The 19,892-nt window shown below is 71.2% G+C and carries 11 protein-coding genes; 6 read left to right on the plus strand and 5 right to left on the minus strand.

Features of this window, described 5'->3' with window-relative positions; genetic code table 11:
- Together PGH47_RS05835 and PGH47_RS05840 are read right to left on the minus strand one after the other, a co-directional pair.
- The gene (locus PGH47_RS05835; protein ID WP_271662560.1) at nucleotides 1–2,046 is read right to left on the minus strand and encodes a glycoside hydrolase family 97 protein; all 2,046 of its coding nucleotides are present in this window, start codon (nucleotides 2,044–2,046) and stop codon (nucleotides 1–3) included.
- Between the two features lie 25 nt (nucleotides 2,047–2,071).
- On the minus strand, nucleotides 2,072–4,408 hold the full coding sequence (locus tag PGH47_RS05840) for a glycosyl hydrolase family 95 catalytic domain-containing protein (protein WP_271662561.1): 2,337 nt from the start codon (nucleotides 4,406–4,408) through the stop codon (nucleotides 2,072–2,074).
- 779 nt (nucleotides 4,409–5,187) lie between these two features.
- Here PGH47_RS05840 and PGH47_RS05845 point away from each other — a divergent pair.
- On the plus strand, nucleotides 5,188–6,126 hold the full coding sequence (locus PGH47_RS05845; RefSeq protein WP_271662562.1) for a LysR family transcriptional regulator: 939 nt from the start codon (nucleotides 5,188–5,190) through the stop codon (nucleotides 6,124–6,126).
- A 36-nt stretch (nucleotides 6,127–6,162) separates the two neighbouring features.
- Here the strand turns inward: PGH47_RS05845 and PGH47_RS05850 are convergent, their stop codons facing one another.
- The 3 genes from PGH47_RS05850 to PGH47_RS05860 all read right to left on the minus strand — a co-directional run bounded on the left by PGH47_RS05850 (nucleotide 6,163) and on the right by PGH47_RS05860 (nucleotide 10,071).
- Nucleotides 6,163–6,339, minus strand: coding sequence for a hypothetical protein (locus PGH47_RS05850; protein WP_271662563.1), 177 nt, complete (start codon nucleotides 6,337–6,339; stop codon nucleotides 6,163–6,165).
- 119 nt (nucleotides 6,340–6,458) lie between these two features.
- A complete protein-coding gene (locus tag PGH47_RS05855; RefSeq protein ID WP_271662564.1) occupies nucleotides 6,459–7,541 on the minus strand; it encodes a substrate-binding domain-containing protein in 1,083 nt (360 codons plus the stop codon).
- A 16-nt stretch (nucleotides 7,542–7,557) separates the two neighbouring features.
- A complete protein-coding gene (locus tag PGH47_RS05860; protein WP_271662565.1) occupies nucleotides 7,558–10,071 on the minus strand; it encodes a SpoIIE family protein phosphatase in 2,514 nt (837 codons plus the stop codon).
- A gap of 294 nt (nucleotides 10,072–10,365) precedes the next feature.
- Between PGH47_RS05860 and PGH47_RS05865 the strand changes: the two genes are divergently transcribed.
- The 5 genes from PGH47_RS05865 to PGH47_RS05885 all read left to right on the plus strand — a co-directional run bounded on the left by PGH47_RS05865 (nucleotide 10,366) and on the right by PGH47_RS05885 (nucleotide 19,729).
- The gene (locus PGH47_RS05865; RefSeq protein WP_271667991.1) at nucleotides 10,366–11,454 is read left to right on the plus strand and encodes a substrate-binding domain-containing protein; all 1,089 of its coding nucleotides are present in this window, start codon (nucleotides 10,366–10,368) and stop codon (nucleotides 11,452–11,454) included.
- Between the two features lie 45 nt (nucleotides 11,455–11,499).
- Nucleotides 11,500–12,270 (plus strand): ATP-binding cassette domain-containing protein, encoded by a 771-nt coding sequence (locus PGH47_RS05870; RefSeq protein WP_271662566.1) that lies wholly within the window; start codon nucleotides 11,500–11,502, stop codon nucleotides 12,268–12,270.
- On the plus strand, nucleotides 12,264–13,565 hold the full coding sequence (locus tag PGH47_RS05875) for a sugar ABC transporter permease (RefSeq protein WP_443048472.1): 1,302 nt from the start codon (nucleotides 12,264–12,266) through the stop codon (nucleotides 13,563–13,565). Before PGH47_RS05870 ends, PGH47_RS05875 begins: the two co-directional genes overlap by 7 nt.
- Before the next feature lie 81 nt (nucleotides 13,566–13,646).
- Nucleotides 13,647–14,279 (plus strand): DedA family protein, encoded by a 633-nt coding sequence (locus PGH47_RS05880; protein ID WP_107912269.1) that lies wholly within the window; start codon nucleotides 13,647–13,649, stop codon nucleotides 14,277–14,279.
- A gap of 224 nt (nucleotides 14,280–14,503) precedes the next feature.
- The gene (locus PGH47_RS05885; RefSeq protein WP_271662567.1) at nucleotides 14,504–19,729 is read left to right on the plus strand and encodes a family 43 glycosylhydrolase; all 5,226 of its coding nucleotides are present in this window, start codon (nucleotides 14,504–14,506) and stop codon (nucleotides 19,727–19,729) included.
- Nucleotides 19,730–19,892 lie beyond the last annotated feature (163 nt).

The raw sequence follows: 19,892 nt of genomic DNA on the forward strand, positions 1-19,892 counted from the left end.
TCAACGGGAGAACGGAGTTGACCGAGCCTTGCACGACCGGCCCTGGCATGTACACCCACGTGAGTGATGTTCATCCACATGAACGTCATGCCATGTCATGCCGTCACCCTCGCCCTGGCGGACCGTCGCGCGGACGGCCCGCCGGGACTCCGGCCTTCCGCGGTGACAGGTGGTGACGCCCGGACGCCAGCGGCAGGCGATCGAGGCGAAGCCGCCGCCCGCGACGACGTCCACGGCGAACCTGTCCCCACCGCTCAGGACCTGCCGGCGCAGCACGAGTCCGTCCGTGCCGTCCTCGATCGTCTCGACCAGCCAGCGCCCCGCCCCGATGCTCAGCGGCACCTCGGCGGTGCGGGCGGCCCCGGCGTACACGCCGCCGATGAACCAGCGGTCCCCGCCGCGCCGCGCGAGCACGGCCTCCTCGCCAGGCCGGCCGGCGAGCAGCCGGGTGTCGTCCCAGGCCGCCGGAATCTGGTCGAAGTAGCCGCGGGCCAGGGGACGTCGGTCGTACGACTCGGGGGTGCCTGCGAACATCTGGAGCCCGGACTCGTAGGCCACGGCGAGCCCGACCTCCGCCGCGTCCGAGTTGGGGCGCAGCCCTACGCGGTGGAAGGCGCCGGGGGTGAAGTCCATGGAGCCGATGACGTTGCGGGTGAAGGGCAGAGTGGTCAGATGGGCGGCGGTGTTGGTGCGCTTCTCCTCTCCGGCGACGCCCTCCAGGGTCATGACGTGGGGCCAGGTGCGCTGGATGCCCTTCGGGATCGTGGAGCCGTGGAAGTCCACCATGAGGTGGTGCGCGGCCGTCTCGGCGAGGACGGTGTCGTACCAGCGGAGCATGGGCTGCGCCTCGGAGTTCATGAAGTCGATCTTGACTCCCCTGACTCCCCACCGTTCCAGGGTGGGGAGCCACCGGTCGCGCTCCTCGGGGGTGTCCAGTTCTCGCTGGTGGATCCAGACGACGATGCCCACGCCCTTGGCCCGCGCGTACCGCACCAGCTCCGGCATCCAGCTGTCGGTCTGCCAGTCGGGGTCGACGGTCTCCCATTCGCCTGGCTTGTAGTACCAGCCCGCGTCGACGGCCTCGTACGGCCAGTTCCGCTCGGCCGCGTAGTCGACGTACGCCTTCTGCGCGGCGAGGCTCTGGCCCGCCTCCTTGCCGCCCGCGAGCCAGGTCCACAGCACGGTGCCGGGCTCGATCCAGGAGGCGTCGCGGATCCTGGAGGCGGGCGCGAGGTCGTCGGTGAAGGTGGAGCGGGTGACGGTGGCGAGGTCGCCGGTGATCATCGCCCGCCAGGGGGTGACGAGCGGGCCGTCGGTGACGATCCGGTCGTCGGCGAGCTTGATGCGGTAGGTGCCGGTGCCCTGGTCGTGGGCGAGTCGGGCGCCGGAGTAGGCGCCGGTGAGGTCGGACTCGGCGAGCAGGGTGTAGCCGCCGTCGGTCTCGAACAGGGCCTGGTCGGAGTATTCGCCGGTGGGTGCGGTGGCGGCGGTGTGCCGCACGAACTGGCCCTCGTTGTCGACCCGGTAGGTGCCGAGCCACGCGGGGGCGTCCGCCGGCAGGTTGAACGCGGAGGTCTCGCGGAGCACGTCGCCCGAGGCGCCGGGCAGGGCGTACCGGTAGGCGACGCCGTCGGCGGAGGCGCGGACGACGAGGTCGAGGCGGGCGCCCGTGGCGGTGGCGAAGGACAGCCGGGTCTCCTTCATGCGGACCCGCCGGTCGAGTCGTTTGCCGGACCTGGTGCGGTAACGCTCGTCCACGGTCCGGTCCTTGCCGTGCAGGAAGCGCAAGTCCTTGGACAGGTCGGCCTGTTGGGTGACGATGCCGACGGGGGACGGCTCGACGACCGTACGGCCGTCGCGGGACACCGCGAAGCTCAGCGTGCCCGTGGTGTCGTCCAGGGCCACCCGGGCGCGGGGCGCGTGTGCCCCCGTGGACAGGTCCCAGGTCCGTTCGTGCTGTTCCGCCCGTACGGGCGCGCCGGTGAGGAGCGCGGTCACCAGCCCTGCGCAGAGCCCGGCGACCGCCGTTCTGATCGAGACAGCCATGACAGCCCTCCGAGGTGTGTGGCCTTTACGGCAGTCCCCAGGCCGGGCCCGGTGCGCTGACGGCGACGGGGGCGACGGTCAGGTCGGGGCGGGCTCCGGAGTGGACGAGCACTTCACGGCCCTTGGGCAGGTCGATGCCGAGGACGCCGTCGCCCAGGTCGCGGGTGCGGGCGGGGGTTCCGTCGTCGAGGAGGACGGTGAGCCGCCCTTCGAGGCCGTGGCGGAGTTCGAGCGGTTCGCCGGCCAGGCTCCTGATCCGGACGAACCGGGTCTGCCCCGCCTTGCGGACGGCGCTGACCAGGAAGGCGCCCTGGGTGCGGAAGTCGTGCAGTGTGACGTCCGCCCAGTCGGTGGGGACGGCCGGGAAGACGCGGATCACGCCGCCCCAGCTCTGGCAGAACATGTCGTGCAGGGACTGCGAGGCGGACAGCGGTGTCTCGATGACCGGACCGGCCTCGGTGTAGTGGGTGTTGGCCTGGCAGGGGTAGCGGGTGGTGGGATCGAAGAACTTGCGCAGATAGCCGATCGCGGTGTCGCCGTCGCCGGTCATCGCGTAGATGGAGGCGGCACCGGTGTAGCTGTAGCCGCGATGGGCGCCGGTGAGCGAGTGCCAGTGCTCGACCGACTTCGTGATCAGCTCGCGGTCCTCCGGCCGGTCCCAGTTGACGAGGTACAGCGGGTAGACCATCAGCAGGTGCGAGTAGTGCCGGTGGGACTGGGCGTACGGGGTGTCGGCGCCGATCATGAAGCCGTTGGCGTCGACCGGGTACGGGGTGAGCTTGGCCAGGACCTCCTGCCAGCGCGGCTTCGACACGTCCTGGATGCCGAGGAGTTCGGCGGACTCGATGAGCGTCAGGCAGCCCCAGCGGATCAGCGCCAGGTCGTAGTTGGTGTCCTGCGGCGGCACGACGGGGTACTCGGGCGAGAGGGTGCTCGGCAGATGCAGCCTGCCGTCACTGCCCGGGGTGAGGAAGTGCAGGTAGTAGTTGATCGCCCGGCGCAGCACCGGGTAGACCGTGTCGCGCAGCAGCGACTTGTCCATGGAGTGGCGGTACGACAGCCAGACGTTGTGCAGCGCCCAGGTGAGGTCGCCGGTCTCGGCGCCCGAACCCGGCTGTCCGACACCGCGGTTGGCGAACATGTCGGAACTGCGGCCCACTCCGGAGCTGTCGGCGCGGTAGGCGGCGGGCACGTTGGCGACGAGTTGTTCCTGGTTCTGGCGCAGGGTGGTGGCGAGCGCGTCGAGTTCCAGGTGGTTGGAGCCGTGGATGAGCCAGTACTCCAGCTGGACGTTGAGGTTCCACCAGACCGCGGGCCAGGGTGTGGGCTCCAGCCAGGGGCCGGAGGTCGCCATCACAGGACCGCCCGCGCGGCTGGCGGAGGCGACCTTGTAGAGCTGGATCCAGTGGAAGCTCTGGAGCCGCTGGTCGGGGAAGGAGACGAAGCTCTTGCGGTAGAAGGCGTGCCACCAGTTCGTGTGCCGTCGCCGCAGGGCTTCGTACGACGTCGCGCGCCGCAGGTTGCGCAGGGCGTCGGCCTCGGCGGCGGTGTCGGAGGGGAAGCTGTGTCCGACGGAGAGGAGCAGGTCGTCGTCGGCCCGGCGGTACGCGGTCACTGTCCGGCCGCCGCCGGTGAGAGGTTGGAGGACCTGTTCGGTGCCGTCGGGGGCTGTCCGTGTGGTCCAGGGCGGGTTGGCGGTGTAGTCGGCGGGCGGGGCCTCGCTGATCTTGCGGGGGCTGACGGCCTCCTCGGGGTGGAAGGTCCAGGTGACCCGTTCGCCGCCGTCGGCGCTCGCGCGCACGGCCAGGACCTCGTCGTGGACGAGCGCGGAGAGGGTGAGCGTGCCGACGGTGGTGGTGACGGTGCCGGTGAGTTCGGCGTTCCACAGGCTCAGTCGCCAGTTCACGGCGGTGACGGTGCCGACGGGATCGAGCGTGAGGTGCCCGACGGGCAGCCGGCAGGTGCCCCAGCCGCTGCCAAACCGGGGCCGGTGGTCCTGGACCCGGCCGTGCTGGACGGTGAAGCGGATCCGGCCAGCCTCCGGCTCCTGGTAGATCATGCTGCCGAGCAGTCCGTCGCCGAGGAACGGGCCCTCGTACCAGCGGGTGGGCAGCCTGGTCCACAGCAGGTCCTGGCCGCGCAGGAAACCGGCCCACGCGTCGTCACCGGTCATGGTGTTGCGGAGCTTCCACGGGCGTCCGCCGTCCCGGGTCACCGAGCCGTCGGCGGCGGACGGATCCGCCCGTAAGGCCTCCTGTGCCCCGGCCGCCCCGGGCAGAGCCGCTGCTGCCGCGCCGCCGAGGGCGGTGCCGAGCACGGCTCTTCGGGCCACCTTCGAACGTTGCTCCGGCTGTGAGGTCATCCTTGTCCTCCAGACCTGACGGATCATCGATACATCGGGTGTATCGCGGAACCTAGCAGGCTTGCCGGACGTGTCAATGACCTCAACGGCACCATGGGTAGGCGAGTTTCGGGCACTTATCGGGCCTGACCATGGCGCCCATGTCAGCGAACCCCGTCCAAGTTTCTGACTCATCCGATGTATTGACGAGTGGCCGACTCGTCGAGGTGGTCGGCTGGCGCGGCCCGCTTCGGCTGGACGCGGAGACCGGCCTGAGGGTCACGGTCGAGGACGAACAGGCCCTGTCCGAGGCGGACTTGCCGAGCGCGGCACTCGACGCGCCCGCTCTGCACGAGTGGACGCTGACCGTGCCGGAAGGCAGGCGGCGCTTGCGGGAGATCGGCCTGCCGACGTGGTGGATCTGCGGCATGGCCGAGTACGAGACCCTGCCGGCCGCCGCCATGCTCCCCTCCACATCTGGAGGGCCCGACCGAGGGCACACTCGTCGAGCCGGCACCCGACCTCGACGTGTTCACCCGCGCCCTGAAGGCCATCTGCCGCTACGGCAACGCCTGTTGGCACCCCTACCCGGTGGAGGAGGACCAGGACGCGTTGGCGCGGGTCTTCCTGGACGAGATGGAGGAACTGGCTCCCGGCCAGGCTCGACCCCGAGGCGCCCAGCGGCATCCTGTGGAGCCGGCTGTACGCCGGGATCACCGAGGTGGGCGTGGACGACCACTGGATCAGGGGCCGCCCGCTCCCGGAACCGGCCTTCCCGCCCCGCCGAATAGGGTGGCGGCGTGGACCTCAACGCCGTACGCACCTTCGTCGCCGTCGCGGACGCCGGTCAGTTCCAGAAGGCCGCCATCGATCTGTCCCTGACCCAGCAGGCCGTGTCCAAGCGCGTCGCGGCCCTGGAGCGGGAGCTCGGCGTGCGGTTGCTGAACCGCACGCCGCGCGGCGCCGAGCTCACCATCGACGGACAGGCCTTCCTGGCCCACGCCCGGTCCCTGCTCCAGGCCGAGGAGCGGGCGAGGGCCTCGGTGCGGCCCGGCAGCCGTGCCCTGCGCGTCGACGTGATCGGCCGCCGGGCGTCGCTGGCCGGTCTGCTGCGCGACTTCCACCGCGCCCGTCCCGAGATCGCCCTCGACGTGGTGACCCTGCCCGGCGCCGAGGAGGCCATCGCCGCCCTGCGGGACGGGACGATCGACGCGACCTTCCGGGCCGTCACCATGCCGGGGCAGAAGATCCCCGACGGCATCGAGATCAACCCGGTCCACGACGAGCCGCTGCACCTGTTCACCGGCCCGGCCCACCCGTTCGCCGGTGCGGCCGCCGTCACCCCCGCCCAGCTGGCCGGGCACCGGATCTGGATGCCGGGCAACGTCCCGGGCACGGAGTGGACCGCGTACTACGAGGCGATGGCCGCGGAATTCGGGCTGACCATCGAGGCGACCGGCCCCAACTTCGGCGTCGAGGCGCTCATCGACACGATCGCGGCCTCCTCGACGCTGGCGACCATTCTCGGTGCCCAGACGCCCCTGGTCTGGCCGGCCGGCTACGAGATGCGCCTGATCCCGCTGCGCGACCCGACCCCGGTCTACCCGCACTCCCTGCTCTGGCACGCCGACAACCCGCACCCGGCGCTCACCGCACTGCGCGAGCACCTCACCCCGGTGCACCACGACCTCCCGGCCGGGGAGACCTGGGCACCGGCGTGGGCCCGCCGCCGCGCCTGAGCGGACCTGGGCGCCGACTCCCGTCAGGCACGGCCGTCACCTGGGCCTGACGTCGTCCGTTCGCTCGCCCTCGGCCTGGGACGGCTCGGTCCTGGGGACGTCCGGGTGCTGTTCCATGGCCGTGCGCTCGGCCGGCTCCTCGCGTTCGCCCTCGGCCTGCGAGGGGGTGTGCGAGTACAGCCAGCGGTCGTATTCCGAGGCTCCGGTCTTCATGGCCGACCTCCCTTGGTCGTTCACCTCCCATGCTGCGCCCGACGCGGCGCGGCGACCAGCCGTCACCGCGTCCGGTGAGTCTGCCGGGGGCCATGAGTCCCGTGGGTCCGGGGGCCGGCTCAGTCGGTCAGGCCCAGCCGGTCGCAGGCCGGGCGCAGTGTCGGGGGACAGATCTGCCGCACGGTGAACACGCCGTCGTGGAGGACGGTCCGCCCGAGGTCGTCGGCCGTCACCGGGACCGGCGTGAGCAGGATGGACGGGACGTCCTGGTCGGTGGGGCTGTCGATCTGCGTCGTCGCGACGTCACGGACGTCCTCGCCCCGCCCCAGCGCGATGGCCATGGCGGCGGCCGCGGCGGCCTCCTTCTCGAACGGCTTGTACACCGACATGTACTGCTCACCCTTGAGGATGCGCCACACGGCCTCCAGGTCGGTGTCCTGGCCGGTGATCGGGGGAAGATCCTCGACGCCGGCCTTCTTGAAGGCCGAGATGACGCCGGCGGCGATGGCGTCGTTGGCGGCCAGGACACCGCTGATGCGGTCCGCCCCGAGCGAGGAGATCGCGGCGGACATGTTGGCGTGGGCGCTCTCCGGACTCCAGCCCTGGGTCTCGTAGGATCTGGCGATGTCGACCCTGCCCGACATCGCGGACACCGCGCCGTCGCGGAACCACGCCGCGTTGGCGCTGCTCGGGTCGCCGTTCATCATCACGACGGTCCTGCCCTTGCCGCGCTCGGCCATGGCCTTCATGAGCGCCTCGCCCTGCATCCTGCCGATCTTCGCGCCGTCGAAGCTGACGAAGCCGGATATCGGACCCTCGGCGAGCCGGTCGTAGGCGATGACCGGGACGCCCGCGCGGTCCGCCTCCTGGATCGAGGAGCGCAGCGCCTTGCTGTCGGCCGGGTCGAGGATCAGGACCTCGGCCCCGTTGGTGATCATGGAGATCATCTGCTGGCGCTGTCTCGCCGCGTCGTTCTCGGCGTTGGCGTACACCATCTCGCAGTCGTCGCACAGTTCCTTCAGCCGCTGCTCGATCAGCGGTTTATCGGATTTCTCCCAGCGGGGGGTCACCTTGTTCGGCAGCAGCAGACCCACCGTGAAGCTGTCCGAGTCCGCCTCGCCGTCCCCGCCGCAGCCCGCCAGGGCCACCGCCAGCAGTCCGGCGACGAGTGCCGCGACGGCGCGCAGGGCATGAGTCCACATCGCAGCTCCCCTCCGTTCACAACGTCGCGTTCGCGGTGACGGGATCGTTCGCCGGCACCGCGATCTCGCTCCACACCTGCTTCCCGCCGGCCACCGGGACCGTGCCGCTGGCGTCCGACACGGCTTCGACCAGCAGCAGGCCCCGGCCGCCGGTCGACTCCCAGTCCACGATCACGGGCTTGGCGGGTGCGCGCGGCGAGGAGTCGCTCACGCTGACCCGGACCCGGTTGCCGCGCAGCACCAGGTCCAGGCGTACCGATCCCTGTGTGTGCACCAGGGCGTTGGTGACCAGTTCGGACACGACGAGCAGCACCGCGTCGGCGGCCGCCTGGACGTTCCAGCGGCGCAGGGTGCGCGCGGTGAAACGGCGGGCGTGCATGACGGCGTCGGGCAGCCGCCACACCACCCAGCCGGCCCGGATCGGCTTGGTCCTCATGCCGTCGTAGCGCAGCAGCAGCAGCGCCACGTCGTCCTCGCGCCGGCCGATGTCGCCGAGCAGGGTGTCGGCCATCCGCGCAGGGTCCACGGGATCGGCGCCGGCGAGCGCGGCACGGGTCCGTGCCATGCCGGCGTCCAGGGGCAGGTCGGCTGCCTCGACCAGACCGTCGGTGACCAGGGCGAGCACCGTGCCCGGCGTCAGCGCCACGGCGGTCAGCGGGAACTCCGCGTCGGCGAGGATCCCGAGCGGGGGCCCGCCCTCCACCTGCACCTCCTCGGTGCCGCCGTCGGGATGGCGCAGCAGCGGTGAGAGGTGTCCGGCGCGGACGAAGAGGGTGGTGCCCTCCTCCATGTCCAGTTCGACGTAGCAGCAGGTGGCGAAGAGGTCGGTCTCCATGCCGACGAGGAGGCGGTTGGCGTGGGAGACGACCACGTCGGGCGGGTGGCCCTCCACCGCGTACGCCCTGACCGCGGTGCGCATCTGCCCCATGATCGTCGCGGCTCCGGCGCTGTGCCCCTGTACGTCGCCGATGACGAGCGCGACGCGGTCCTCGGACAGTGCGATGACGTCGTACCAGTCGCCGCCCACCTGGAGTCCCCGGCGGGCGGGCAGGTAGCGGGCGACGGCGATGCCGCCGGGCAGTTCGGGCAGCCGCCGGGGCAGCAGGCTGCGCTGGAGCATCGTCGCGAGTTCCTGCTCGGCGTCATGGGCGTGCGCGCGCTTGAGGGCCTGTCCGACCAGCGCCGCGGTGGCGGTCAGCAGCGACCGCTCCTCGGGGATGAACTCGTGCGGCCGGTCCCAGCCGACCACGCAGACCCCGGCGACGCTGCCCTTGGCCGGCAGCGGCAGGACGGCGAGGCCGCCGGGGCCGATGCCCGCGAGGCCGGATTCGAGGGCGGTGCCCGCCGGCCACAGGTCCATCCGGCCGTCCCGCAGGGCCAGTTGGAGGGTGGGCAGGGCGCTGACCGGCGCGTCGGGCCACTCCGAGCGCCACTGGGCACGCCACAACTCGGGCCAGGCGTCGGGCTCCGGCGGATCGAGCAGGGTGACCATCAGACGGTCGTCGCGTACGTCGGCGAGTGCCACCCGGTCCGCGCCGAGGGGTTCGCGCAGCGCGGTGAGCGCGACCCGTCCGACGTCCCCGACCGTCACGGCGTCGTCGAGGGCGGCGGTCAGCCACTGGATCCGGGACACGTCGTCGGCGCCGCGGCTCTTGACCTGGGTCGCCGTGACCACGCCGAGCAGTTGCCCGGGCTCGTCGGCGGTGCCCGCGAGTACCCGGCAGCTCAGACTCAGCCAGCGCACCTCGCCGGTCAGGCGGCGGACGCGGAACTCCAGCTCCCGTCGCCTCAGCGCGTGCAGGGACGGCTCCAGGACGGACATCAACGCCGGGATGTCCTCCGGGAGGGCGTGCGCGAGCAAGGTGTCGGCCTTGCCGTCGAAGTCGTCCGGGGTGATGCCGACCAGCTCCAGGAGCGCCTCGTCGGCCTCGATCAGACCGGTGTCGGGCACCAGGACGAACGAGCCGACGCGCATCCCGCGCAGCGCGTGGCTCAGCGGGGACGCGCCCGGCGGCCTGCCCTCCTCGGTGCGCAGCACGCAGGCGACGGCGTCGGCGTACCGCTCCAGGAAGCGCTGTTGCCCGGCGTCGAATCCGTCCGCCGAGGCTCCCACGACGACCAGGCAGCCCAGCCGTGTGCCGTCGGACCCCAGGGGCAGCGCGCCGAGCGAGGCGGTCCTGGCCCGCGGCGGCGTGGGCGCGCCCTCGGGGTAGGAGGCGAGGGCGGCGGCGTTGAGCCAGAGGGGCCGGTCGGTGCGGAAGGCGTGTGCGGCGGCCGAGCCGCCCGACATGGACAGCCGCTGCGGCAGCCGGTACTCGGGGGAGACACCGCCGGCCGATTCCAGCAGCTGGAGCTCGTCGCCGCCCGCGCCGGTCGTGTAGAGCCCGGTCAGTGCCGCTCCGGCGAAGACCAGCGCGCGGTCACTCGTGGCGGCCTGCGGCGCCGTAGGCGGTGACCCGGTGACTGCGGCGCCGGCCTCGGATGCCTCCGGCACCGGAAATCCGGTCCGGGCACGGCCGTCATGAGGCATGTCCGCAACCTTCCTCCCGTCCCTGCCGGAGGTGTCGAGGGAGCGCGGGCAACCCCGACTCCCAGCGCTGCTCGGCGCCCGAACACCAGAATCGCATATATGGATGAGCTGGACATATCTGCTCGCTCGCCGCTCCTGGACTCGTCGCACGCACGGCCGCCGGGACACCCCGTCCGCCGCCCGCCGAGGGGCCCTCGCTGCGTTCGCCGATCGCCCCGCCCGGTGTCACACTGACCAGGTGGTCGGCATGTGAGAAGGCCAGGTGTCGCCATGTTCGGCAGAGAGATCCCCCGTATGAAGGCCTCCATACGCAACGCGGCCCTCTCCATGATCGCGATCCTCACGGCCGTCGGACTCGCCGCCTGCGGGACGGACGGCCAGAGCGCCTCCGGCACGGAGAACGGGCCCAAGATCGGCGTGCTGCTGCCGGACTCGACCACGGCCCGCTGGGAGACCCAGGACCGGCCGTTCCTGGAGAGGAAGATCCACGAACTGTGCCGCACGTGCACGATCGAGCACGGCAACGCCAAGGGCGACGTCGCGATGCAACAGCAGCAGATGGACTCCATGATCTCCGAGGGAGTCGACGCCATCCTGCTGGTGGCGGTGGACTCCCGGGCCCTGGCCGCCTCGGTCAGCAAGGCGGAGGAGGCCGGCATCCCCGTCATCGCCTACGACCGCCTCTCCGAGGGCCCGATCGCGGGCCATGTCTCCTTCGACGGCCAGGAGGTCGGCCGTCTCCAGGGCCGGGCGCTGCTGAAGGCCATGGGCGACGAGGTGCCCGGGGCCGAGATCGTGATGATGAACGGCGACCCCAGCGACCCCAACGCGGTGCTGTTCAAGGAGGGCGCGCTGTCCGTGCTGTCGGGACAGGTGAAGATCGGCAAGGAGTACGACACCATCCAGTGGCGGACCGAGGCCGCCAACCTGAACATGTCCGGCGCCATCGCCGCCCTCGGCGCCGGCAACATCCAGGGCGTCTACGCCGCCAACGACAGCCTCGCCGCCGGGAGCATCTCCGCAATGAAGTCGAACAAAATGGACCCGCTGCCCCCGGTCACGGGACAGGACGCGGAACTCGCCGCCGTGCGCCGCATCGTCCGCGGCGACCAGTACATGACCGTCTACAAGCCCTTCCCGCCCGAGGCCGCCGCCGGCGCCGCGATGGCCGTGGCCGCGGCCCGCGGGGAGAACCTGGACCGGGTGGCCAAGGACAAGGTGCGCACCAGCGAGGGCAAGACGGTTCCGGCGGTGATGCTCACCCCGGTCTCCGTGACCGTCGGCAACATAAAAGACGTCCTGGTGAAGGACGGCGTGTACACGGTCCGGCAGATCTGCGTCCCCGATCTCGTCGCCGCCTGCGAGAAGGCCGGGTTGACCTGACCTCGGCCCGGAGCCGTCCGGGCCACGGGAAGGAGATGGTGTTCCGTGCCCGCTCCCCTGCTGGCCCTGCACGGCGTGTGCAAGCGCTACGGCGCCGTCGAGGTCCTCATGGACATCGAGCTGGAGATCCACGCCGGCCAGGTCGTCGCGCTGCTGGGTGACAACGGAGCCGGCAAGTCGACCCTGATCAAGGTGATCTCGGGGGTCGCGCCCGCGGACCGGGGCGACATCGCCTGGGACGGCCGCCCCGTCCACATCCGGCGCCCCAACGACGCCCGGGACCTCGGGATCGCCACCGTCTTCCAGGACCTCGCGCTGTGCGGGAACCTCGACGTCGTCGGCAATCTGTTCCTGGGCCGGGAGATCCGCAGGTACGGCTTCCTCGACGAGATGGAGATGGAGCGCCGCACCGCGCAACTGCTGGAGCGCCTGACCAGGGGCGTCCCCGAGCTTCGGGCGCCCGTCGTGTCCCTGTCCAGCGGTCAGCGGCAGACGGTCGCCATCGCCCGCTCCCTCCTCGGCGAACCACGGCTCCTGCTGCTGGACGAGCCGACGGCGGCGTTGGGACTCCAGCAGACCACCGAGGTCCTCGACCTGGTCGACGAGCTGCGGGACCGGGGCGTGGGCGTCCTGCTGATCAGCCACAACATGGGCGACGTCAAGGCGCTCGCGGACCGTGCCATCGTGCTGCGGCTCGGCCGCAACAACGGCTTCTTCGACGTGAACACCGTCTCGCAGGAACAGATCATCTCCTCCATCACCGGGGCGACGGAGAGCACGCCCCGCCGGCCGGCCCATGAGGAGGCGGCGTGGTGAAAGGGACGCACGACATCGCGGACACCCCGCAGGCCGAGACCGGCGAGTCCGCCCCGCCCGACGCGCCCGGCGCCGAGGCCCGCAAGACGCCTCGCGGGTCCGCCGCCGGGCGGGCCCTGGAGAGCTGGATCGCCTTCGCCCGGCGCAAGCTGCGGGCCGGTGAGGTGGGCTCGCTCCCGGTCGTCGTCGTCCTCGCGGTCGTCTGGATCACCTTCCAGTCCCTGAACTCCAACTTCCTCTCACCGCGCAACCTGTCCAATCTCAGCGTCGACATCGTCGGCACCGGACTGATCGCCGTCGGCATCGTGTTCGTGCTGCTGCTCGGCGAGCTCGACCTCTCGGTCGGCTCGATCAGCGGGCTCGCGGCGGCCGTGTTCGCCGTGCTGAACGTCAACAACGGCGTCCCCGAGTGGCTCGCCCTGATCATCGGGGTGCTGGCCGGCGCGGCCGCGGGCACGGTGCAGGGCTACTCCTTCGCCAGAACCCGGGTGCCCGCGTTCGTCGTCACGCTCGCGGGGCTGCTCACGTGGAACGGCTTGATGCTCTACATCCTGGGCAGCAGCGGCACCATCAACCTCGACGAGAACGGGCTCGTCGCGAAGCTGACCAACTACTACTTCACCGACGCGGCCGTCGCCTACGGGCTCGCCGCGCTCGCCACGGGCCTCGTCTTCCTGGTGTCGTACCTGGACCGGCGACGCCGGATGGCCGCCGGCATGCCGCATCGCTCGCTCCAGATCATCGGGGTGCGCGCGGGCGGGCTCGCGGTGATCGCCTTCGCCGTCGCCTATCTGCTCAACCGGTTCCAGGGTCTGCCGCTCGCCCTGCTGATCTTCCTCGTGGTGGTGGCCGGCCTCGACATCGTGCTGCGCCGCACGCACTACGGACGCCAGGTGTACGCCCTCGGCGGCGGCGTCGAGGCGGCCCGGCGTGCCAGCCTCCATGTGACGCGGGTGCAGACCGCCGTACTCGCGGTCTCCGGCACCATGGCCGCGATCGGCGGACTGTTCCTGGCCTCGCGCATCACCTCGGTGAGCCAGACCTCGGGGTCGGGGGTGCTGCTGCTCAACGCCATCGCGGCGGCCGTCATCGGCGGCACCAGCCTGTTCGGCGGGCGCGGTTCGACGTGGTCGGCGGTGCTCGGGATGCTGGTGATCCAGTCGATCGCCTCGGGCATGGCCCTCACCGACACGCCCGCCGCCGTCCAGTTCATGATCACGGGCGGGGTGCTGTTCGCCGCGGTGGTCATCGACGCCCTGTCGAGACGCACGCAGGAGGCGCACGGACGAGCCTGAGCGGCGGCGCGAGCAGCCCTGCCGCGCGCACGGGATGCTGGAGTCAGGGCGCGGGACGAGGACGGCCGGGAGGTGATCGCGGTGATCGCCGTCAACCCGATGGACAGCGACTCGGTGCTGGCGACCTTCGGTGCCCTCGGGGTCCTCGTGGTGATCCTCGCGGAGTCGGGCCTGCTGGTGGTCGGCTTCTTCCTGCCCGGTGACACGCTCCTCTTCCCGGCGGGCGTGCTGTGCGCGGCGACCGCCGACCAGGCGCCTCGGCTGGTGCTGTGGCAGGTGCTGCTGTGCGCGGCCGTCGGCGCCGTGGTGGGCGGTCAGATCGGCTATCTGCTGGGCCGGCACGGCGGACGGGCGCTGCTGGCCCGCACCTCGAAACGACGGGTCCGGGACGCGGCGGCCCGCGCCGAGAAACTCCTGGCCCGCTACGGCTACGGCAAGGCCCTGGTGATCGGCCGTTTCATCCCGCTGGTGCGCACGGTGCTGCACCCGGCGGCCGGCGCCCTCGGTGTACCCGTGCGGACCTTCACCGTCTGGCAGATCGTGGGCGGTCTGCTCTGGTCGCAGGCCCTGGTCCTGGCCGGCTACACACTCGGCGCCTCCGTCCCCGGCATCGACGCCTACCTGCTGCCGCTGGTCGCCCTGGTCGTCGTCCTCTCCCTGCTGCCCCTGCTCCCGGTACTGACGGAGTCCCGGCGCTCGAAACGCGACCGCTGACGCCGGACCGGAGCAGCCGATCTTCCCCAACTCGTGCCTGTGCACGGGCTCTTGCTCCCCGGACCGCGATCTCCGGAAATTCTCGTTCGACCCGTCGGACATTGTTCGAAAACCCTTGACGCTGTGCCACGGCCCGTTTGACACTCTCGCAACACGACGTCACACAGCCGAAACGGCAGGTGCCCACGGCCGAGGCCCCGCCATGCGTCAGCAGGGAACTCGACATGCCGTACATCGCACGCGTCCGTGTCCGCGCGAGACGTCTGGCGGGCCTGCTCGCCGGGCCGACCGTCGCGTCGTTGGTGCTGGGGCTCGCCGCGCCCGCCCCCACCGCACGGGCCACCGAATCCGTCGGAGCCGGCGAAGTGGCCGACGCCGCGGACATCACCGACGGTCTCGCTCTGCGGTACCAGCTCGACGCCGTCTCCGGCAGCACCGTCGCCGACGCCTCGGGCCACGGCCGGGACGCGACGGTGAGCGGTGCCGCCGACTGGTCGGGCACCGGTCAGGGCCTCGCCTTCAACGGCTCCGACACCTACCTCAAGGTGCCGAACGACGTGTTGAAGGGCATGGACTCGATCTCCGTCTCGCTGGACGTGATGGTCGACTCCGCCCAGAGCACGCCGTACTTCATCTACGGCTTCGGCAACTCCAGCGGCAGCAACGGCAACGGCTACCTCTTCACCACCGGCAACTCCCTGCGGACGTCGATCGCGACCGGCAACTGGTCGACCGAGCAGACCACGAAGCCCGCCGACTCCCACAACCTGACCCGCTCGGTGTGGAAGCACCTCACCTACACCCAGACGGGCACCACGGGCGTGCTGTACGAGGACGGCGTCGAGGTCGGGCGGAACACGGCCGTCACGATCACGCCCGGCGCCATCGGCTCCGGCACCACCACCGCCAACTACATCGGCAGGTCGGTCTACTCCGGCGACAAGCTCTTCAAGGGCCGCATCCGCGACTTCCGGGTCTACGACCGCGCGCTCGGCGCCGCCGAGGTCGGGCAACTCGCCCTCCCCGTCGCCACGCAGGGCGTCGCCGACGACAAGGCCGCGCTGAGCCTCGGTGACACCGGCGCGGTCGTCGCCGACCTGGACCTGCCGCGGACCGGCACCACCGGCGGCTCCCTCATCGATTGGGCCAGCGACGATCCGGCGGTCGTGTCCGACACCGGCGAGGTGACCCGTCCCGCCGCCGGCCGGCCCGAGGCCCACGTCACGCTCACGGCGACCCTGAGGAAGGGCTCGGTGACCGACACCAAGGCATTCGACGTCACGGTGCTCCCCGACTTCGACGACCGGACGGCGACCGAACAGGCGGCCGCGGCGCTCGGCGTCCGCAACCTCGACGACGTCCGCGGCAACCTCACCCTCCCGGCCACCGGCGCGTACGGCACCGCCGTCACCTGGTCCTCCGCCGAGCCGGACGTCGTCTCCGCCGACGGCGTGGCGCACCGCCCCGCGCACGGCGAAGGCGCCACCACCGTCGAACTGACCGCCACCGTCACCAAGGGCACGGCGAGCACGACCCGCGTCTTCACCGCCGAGGTGCCCGAACTGCCGAAGAGCGAGGCCCTCAAGGGCTACATGTTCAGCTACTTCACCGGCGAGGGCACCGCCGACGGCGAGCAGCTCTACGCAGCCCTGAGCAAGGGCAACGACCCACTGCGCTGGCGGGAGTTGAACGACGGCAAGCCGGTCCTCACGTCCACGCTCGGCGAGAAGGGCCTGCGCGACCCGTTCATCATCCGCTCCCCGGAGGGCGACAAGTTCTACCAGATCGCCACCGATCTGCGGATCTACGGCAACGGTGACTGGGACGCCGCACAGCGCACCGGCAGCAAGTCCGTCATGGTGTGGGAGTCCACCGACCTCGTCCACTGGACGAACCAGCGGCTGGTGAAGGTCTCCCCGGACAGCGCGGGCAACACCTGGGCGCCGGAGGCGTTCTACGACGCGGAGCGCGGCGAGTACGTCGTCTTCTGGGCGTCGAAACTGTACGACGACGAGGCGCACTCCGGCGACACGTACAACCGCATGATGTACGCGACGACCCGCGACTTCTACACCTTCAGCGAGCCCAGGGTCTGGATCGACCGCGGCTACTCCGTCATCGACTCGACGGTGATCCGGCACGACGGGACGTACTTCCGTCTCTCCAAGGACGAGCGCAACAACAGCTCCTCCACGCCCAACAGCAAGTTCATCTTCGAGGAGAAGAGCGACTCCCTGCTGGACCTGTCCTGGACCGCCGTCGCCGAGGGCATCGGCAAGGGCGCGATGAGCGCGGCCGAGGGGCCGCTGGTGTTCAAGTCGAACACCGAGGACAAGTGGTACGCGTTCCTGGACGAGTTCGGCGGGCGCGGCTACATCCCGTTCGAGACGACCGACCTCGCCTCCGGCACCTGGACCCCGTCCACCGGCTACGACCTCCCGGCCAGGCCCCGTCACGGCACGGTCCTGCCGGTGACCCAGGCCGAGTACGACCGTCTGCTGCGCGCCTACCAGCCCGACCAGTTGGTTCAGGGCGTCGAGGACGTCGAGGTGGGCACCGGCGTCGGCCGGGCGCCCGTCCTGCCCGCCACCGTCATCGCGACGTACGCCGACGGCGTCGCGCGCCCGGTCGCGGTGACCTGGGAGGACGTCCCCGCGTCGAAGTACGCGCAGGCCGGCACCTTCACCGTGACCGGCAGCCTGCCGGACGGCGCCGCGATCCCGGTCAGGGCCGAGGTCACGGTGTCGGAGGCGGGCCCCGACGTCCCCGCCGACCTGCTTCTGCACTACGGCTTCGACGAGACGGGCGGCAGCATCGCCCGTGACTCCAGCGGTCACGGCCAGCACGGCACCTACGTCCGTACGCCCGACTTCGGCACCGGCGTGAAGGGCGGCTCGTTCAGGATGTCCGGCGACTCGGCCTCCCCCTACGTGAAGATCCCGAACGGCGTGCTGAGGAACGCCGACAGCGTCACCGTCTCGACGTACGCCAGGTGGAAGGGCGGCAACAACTTCCAGTGGCTGTTCGGGCTCGGTCCGGACAGCGACAGGTATCTGTTCGCCACTCCTTCCAACGGCGGCTCCAGCCTCTACTCGGCCATCACGAAGGCGAGTTGGTCGGCGGAGTCGAAGCTGACGGCCGGATCGCGGCTCACGCCCGGCGAGTGGCGGCACGTCACCGTCACCCTGGACGGCGCGACCGGCGCGATGGTCCTCTACGTCGACGGCATCGAGGCGGCCCGCACGACGACCACCATCAAGCCGTCCGAGCTGTACGACGCGAGCAAGGACCACACCGGCTACATCGGCAGGTCCCTGTACTCGGCCGACCCGTACTTCGGCGGCGAGGTCGACGACTTCCGCGTCTACGGCCGGGCACTGACCGCCGCCGAGGTGATGGAGCTCAGCGGCAACACAGCCGGCATAGCCAGGGCGACGCATCCGGCGCTGAAGGTCGACGCGCTCGTCGACAACGCGGGCGGCAGGATCACCCTGCCGATGCGGGAGGGCACCGATCTCACCTCCCTCGCACCGGAGTTCACGCTCGCCCGCGGCGCGGCGATCAGCCCGGCCTCCGGCAGCGTGCGGGACTTCAGCGAGCCGGTGACGTACGAGGTGACGGGCTCCGACGGCACGAAGCGCACCTGGACGGTCTCGGCGCTGGTGATGAAGAGCCCGGTCCTGCCGGGTCTCAACGCCGACCCGAACATCGTCCGCTTCGGCGACACCTTCTACCTGTACCCGACGACCGACGGCTTCGAGGGCTGGAGCGGCACGCAGTTCAAGGCGTACTCGTCCACCGACCTGGTCCACTGGACGGACCACGGCGTCATTCTCGACCTGGGTCCGGACGTGTCCTGGGCGGACAGCAGGGCCTGGGCCCCGACGATCGCCGAGAAGGACGGGAAGTACTACTTCTACTTCTGCGCCGACGCCAACATCGGTGTCGCGGTGTCGGACTCGCCGACGGGTCCGTTCAAGGACGCGCTCGGTCAACCGCTGCTCAGGGCCGGGGAGTTCAGCGGCCAGATGATCGACCCGGCGGTCTTCACCGACGACGACGGGCAGTCGTATCTCTACTGGGGCAACGGGCACGCCTACGTCGCGCCGCTCAACGCGGACATGACGTCCCTCGACACCTCGAAGGTCGAGGACATCACGCCGAGCGGCTACAACGAGGGCTCGTTCGTGATCAAGCGCGGTGGCACCTACTACTTCATGTGGTCGGAGAACGACACCCGCGACGAGAACTACCGGGTCGCCTACGCCACCGGCCCCTCCCCCACCGGCCCGTGGACCAAGCACGGCGTGATCCTGGAGAAGGACCTGTCGCTCGGCATCAAGGGCCCCGGCCATCACTCGGTCGTCCAGGTCCCGAACACCGACGACTGGTACATCGCCTACCACCGGTTCGCGCTCCCCGGCGGTGACGGCACCCATCGCGAAACGACCGTGGACAAGCTGGAGTTCGGCGCCGACGGGCTGATCAAGAAGGTCAGGCCCACTCTCACGAGCGTCGATCCGGTCACCGTCGTGCACGCCGGGCCGGACGCGACGGGCCGGGAGGGCGACCGGATCGCCCTGACCGGCACCGTCTCCGGCGCGGGGAGCCCGCAGTGGACGGTCGAGGAGGGTGCGCCCTGCTCGTTCGCCGACGCAGGGGCGGCGAGGACCTCCCTCAGCTGCACGGACGACGGCACCTACACGGTCACGCTGACCGGCGGCCGCAGCAGTGACTCGGCCGAGGTCGAGGTCACCGACGCCGCGCCCGTGATCACCGGAGCGAGCGGGCCGACGGCCCCGGTGTCCGTCGGCAGGCGGACCGTGGTCACTGCGGAGTTCACCGACCCCGGCACCGGCGACACCCACACCTGCCGTGTCGACTGGAAGGACGGCACACCACCCGCCGACGGCACCGTGAGCGGCGGCACCTGCCGGGCCGCGCACACCTACACCGAGGCCGGCATCCACCGCCCGGTGGTCACGGTCAGGGACGACGACGGTGCCTCGGACAGCGTCACCCTCCCCGAGCTGATCGTCCTCGACCGCACGGCGGGCCCGGCGCTCGGCACGGGCGTGATCGCCTCGCCGGCCGGCGCCTACCCCGCCGAGCCGGACCTGACCGGCACGGCGGTCTTCGCCTTCGCCGCCGCCTACCCGAAGGGAGCCTCCGTCCCCACCGGAAAGGCCGACTTCGATCTCGGCAGGGCAGGGCTGAAGTTCCGCTCCACCGGCTCCGACTGGCTCGTCGTCAACGGGTCCCGGGCCGTCTACCAGGGCACCGGCAAGGTGAACGGCAGCGCCGGGTACGGCTTCCGCGTCACCGCGACCGACGCCCCGGACACCTTCCGGATCAGGATCTGGCGGAAGTCCACCGGTGACGTCGTCTACGACAACCTCACCGGCGCGCGTCCCAAGGGCTTCGTCACCGTAGGCGACGGCCGACGCTAGCGGCCCCTCTCCGTGCCCTGAGCCGGCGCCGACACCTCGGTCCGGTTCAGGGCACCGCCGTACACGGGGAAAACGACAGCCGCCTCCACTGAAACCGCCCTGAAACCGCGCCGAAGGCGGCCGCCCGCACGCTCTGGTCACACGCACCCCCGGAGCCAGAGAG

The organism is Streptomyces sp. HUAS 31, from assembly GCF_028198125.1.
GTDB lineage: Bacteria > Actinomycetota > Actinomycetes > Streptomycetales > Streptomycetaceae > Streptomyces > Streptomyces chartreusis.

Bases quoted from the DNA above. Each gene is read 5' to 3' on its own strand.
- PGH47_RS05835 (WP_271662560.1), bottom strand. From the start codon at position 2,046: ATGGCTGTCTCGATCAGAACGGCGGTCGCCGGGCTCTGCGCAGGGCTG.
- PGH47_RS05840 (WP_271662561.1), bottom strand. From the start codon at position 4,408: ATGACCTCACAGCCGGAGCAACGTTCGAAGGTGGCCCGAAGAGCCGTG.
- PGH47_RS05850 (WP_271662563.1), bottom strand. From the start codon at position 6,339: ATGAAGACCGGAGCCTCGGAATACGACCGCTGGCTGTACTCGCACACC.
- PGH47_RS05855 (WP_271662564.1), bottom strand. From the start codon at position 7,541: ATGTGGACTCATGCCCTGCGCGCCGTCGCGGCACTCGTCGCCGGACTG.
- PGH47_RS05860 (WP_271662565.1), bottom strand. From the start codon at position 10,071: ATGCCTCATGACGGCCGTGCCCGGACCGGATTTCCGGTGCCGGAGGCA.
- PGH47_RS05865 (WP_271667991.1), top strand. From the start codon at position 10,366: ATGAAGGCCTCCATACGCAACGCGGCCCTCTCCATGATCGCGATCCTC.
- PGH47_RS05885 (WP_271662567.1), top strand. From the start codon at position 14,504: ATGCCGTACATCGCACGCGTCCGTGTCCGCGCGAGACGTCTGGCGGGC.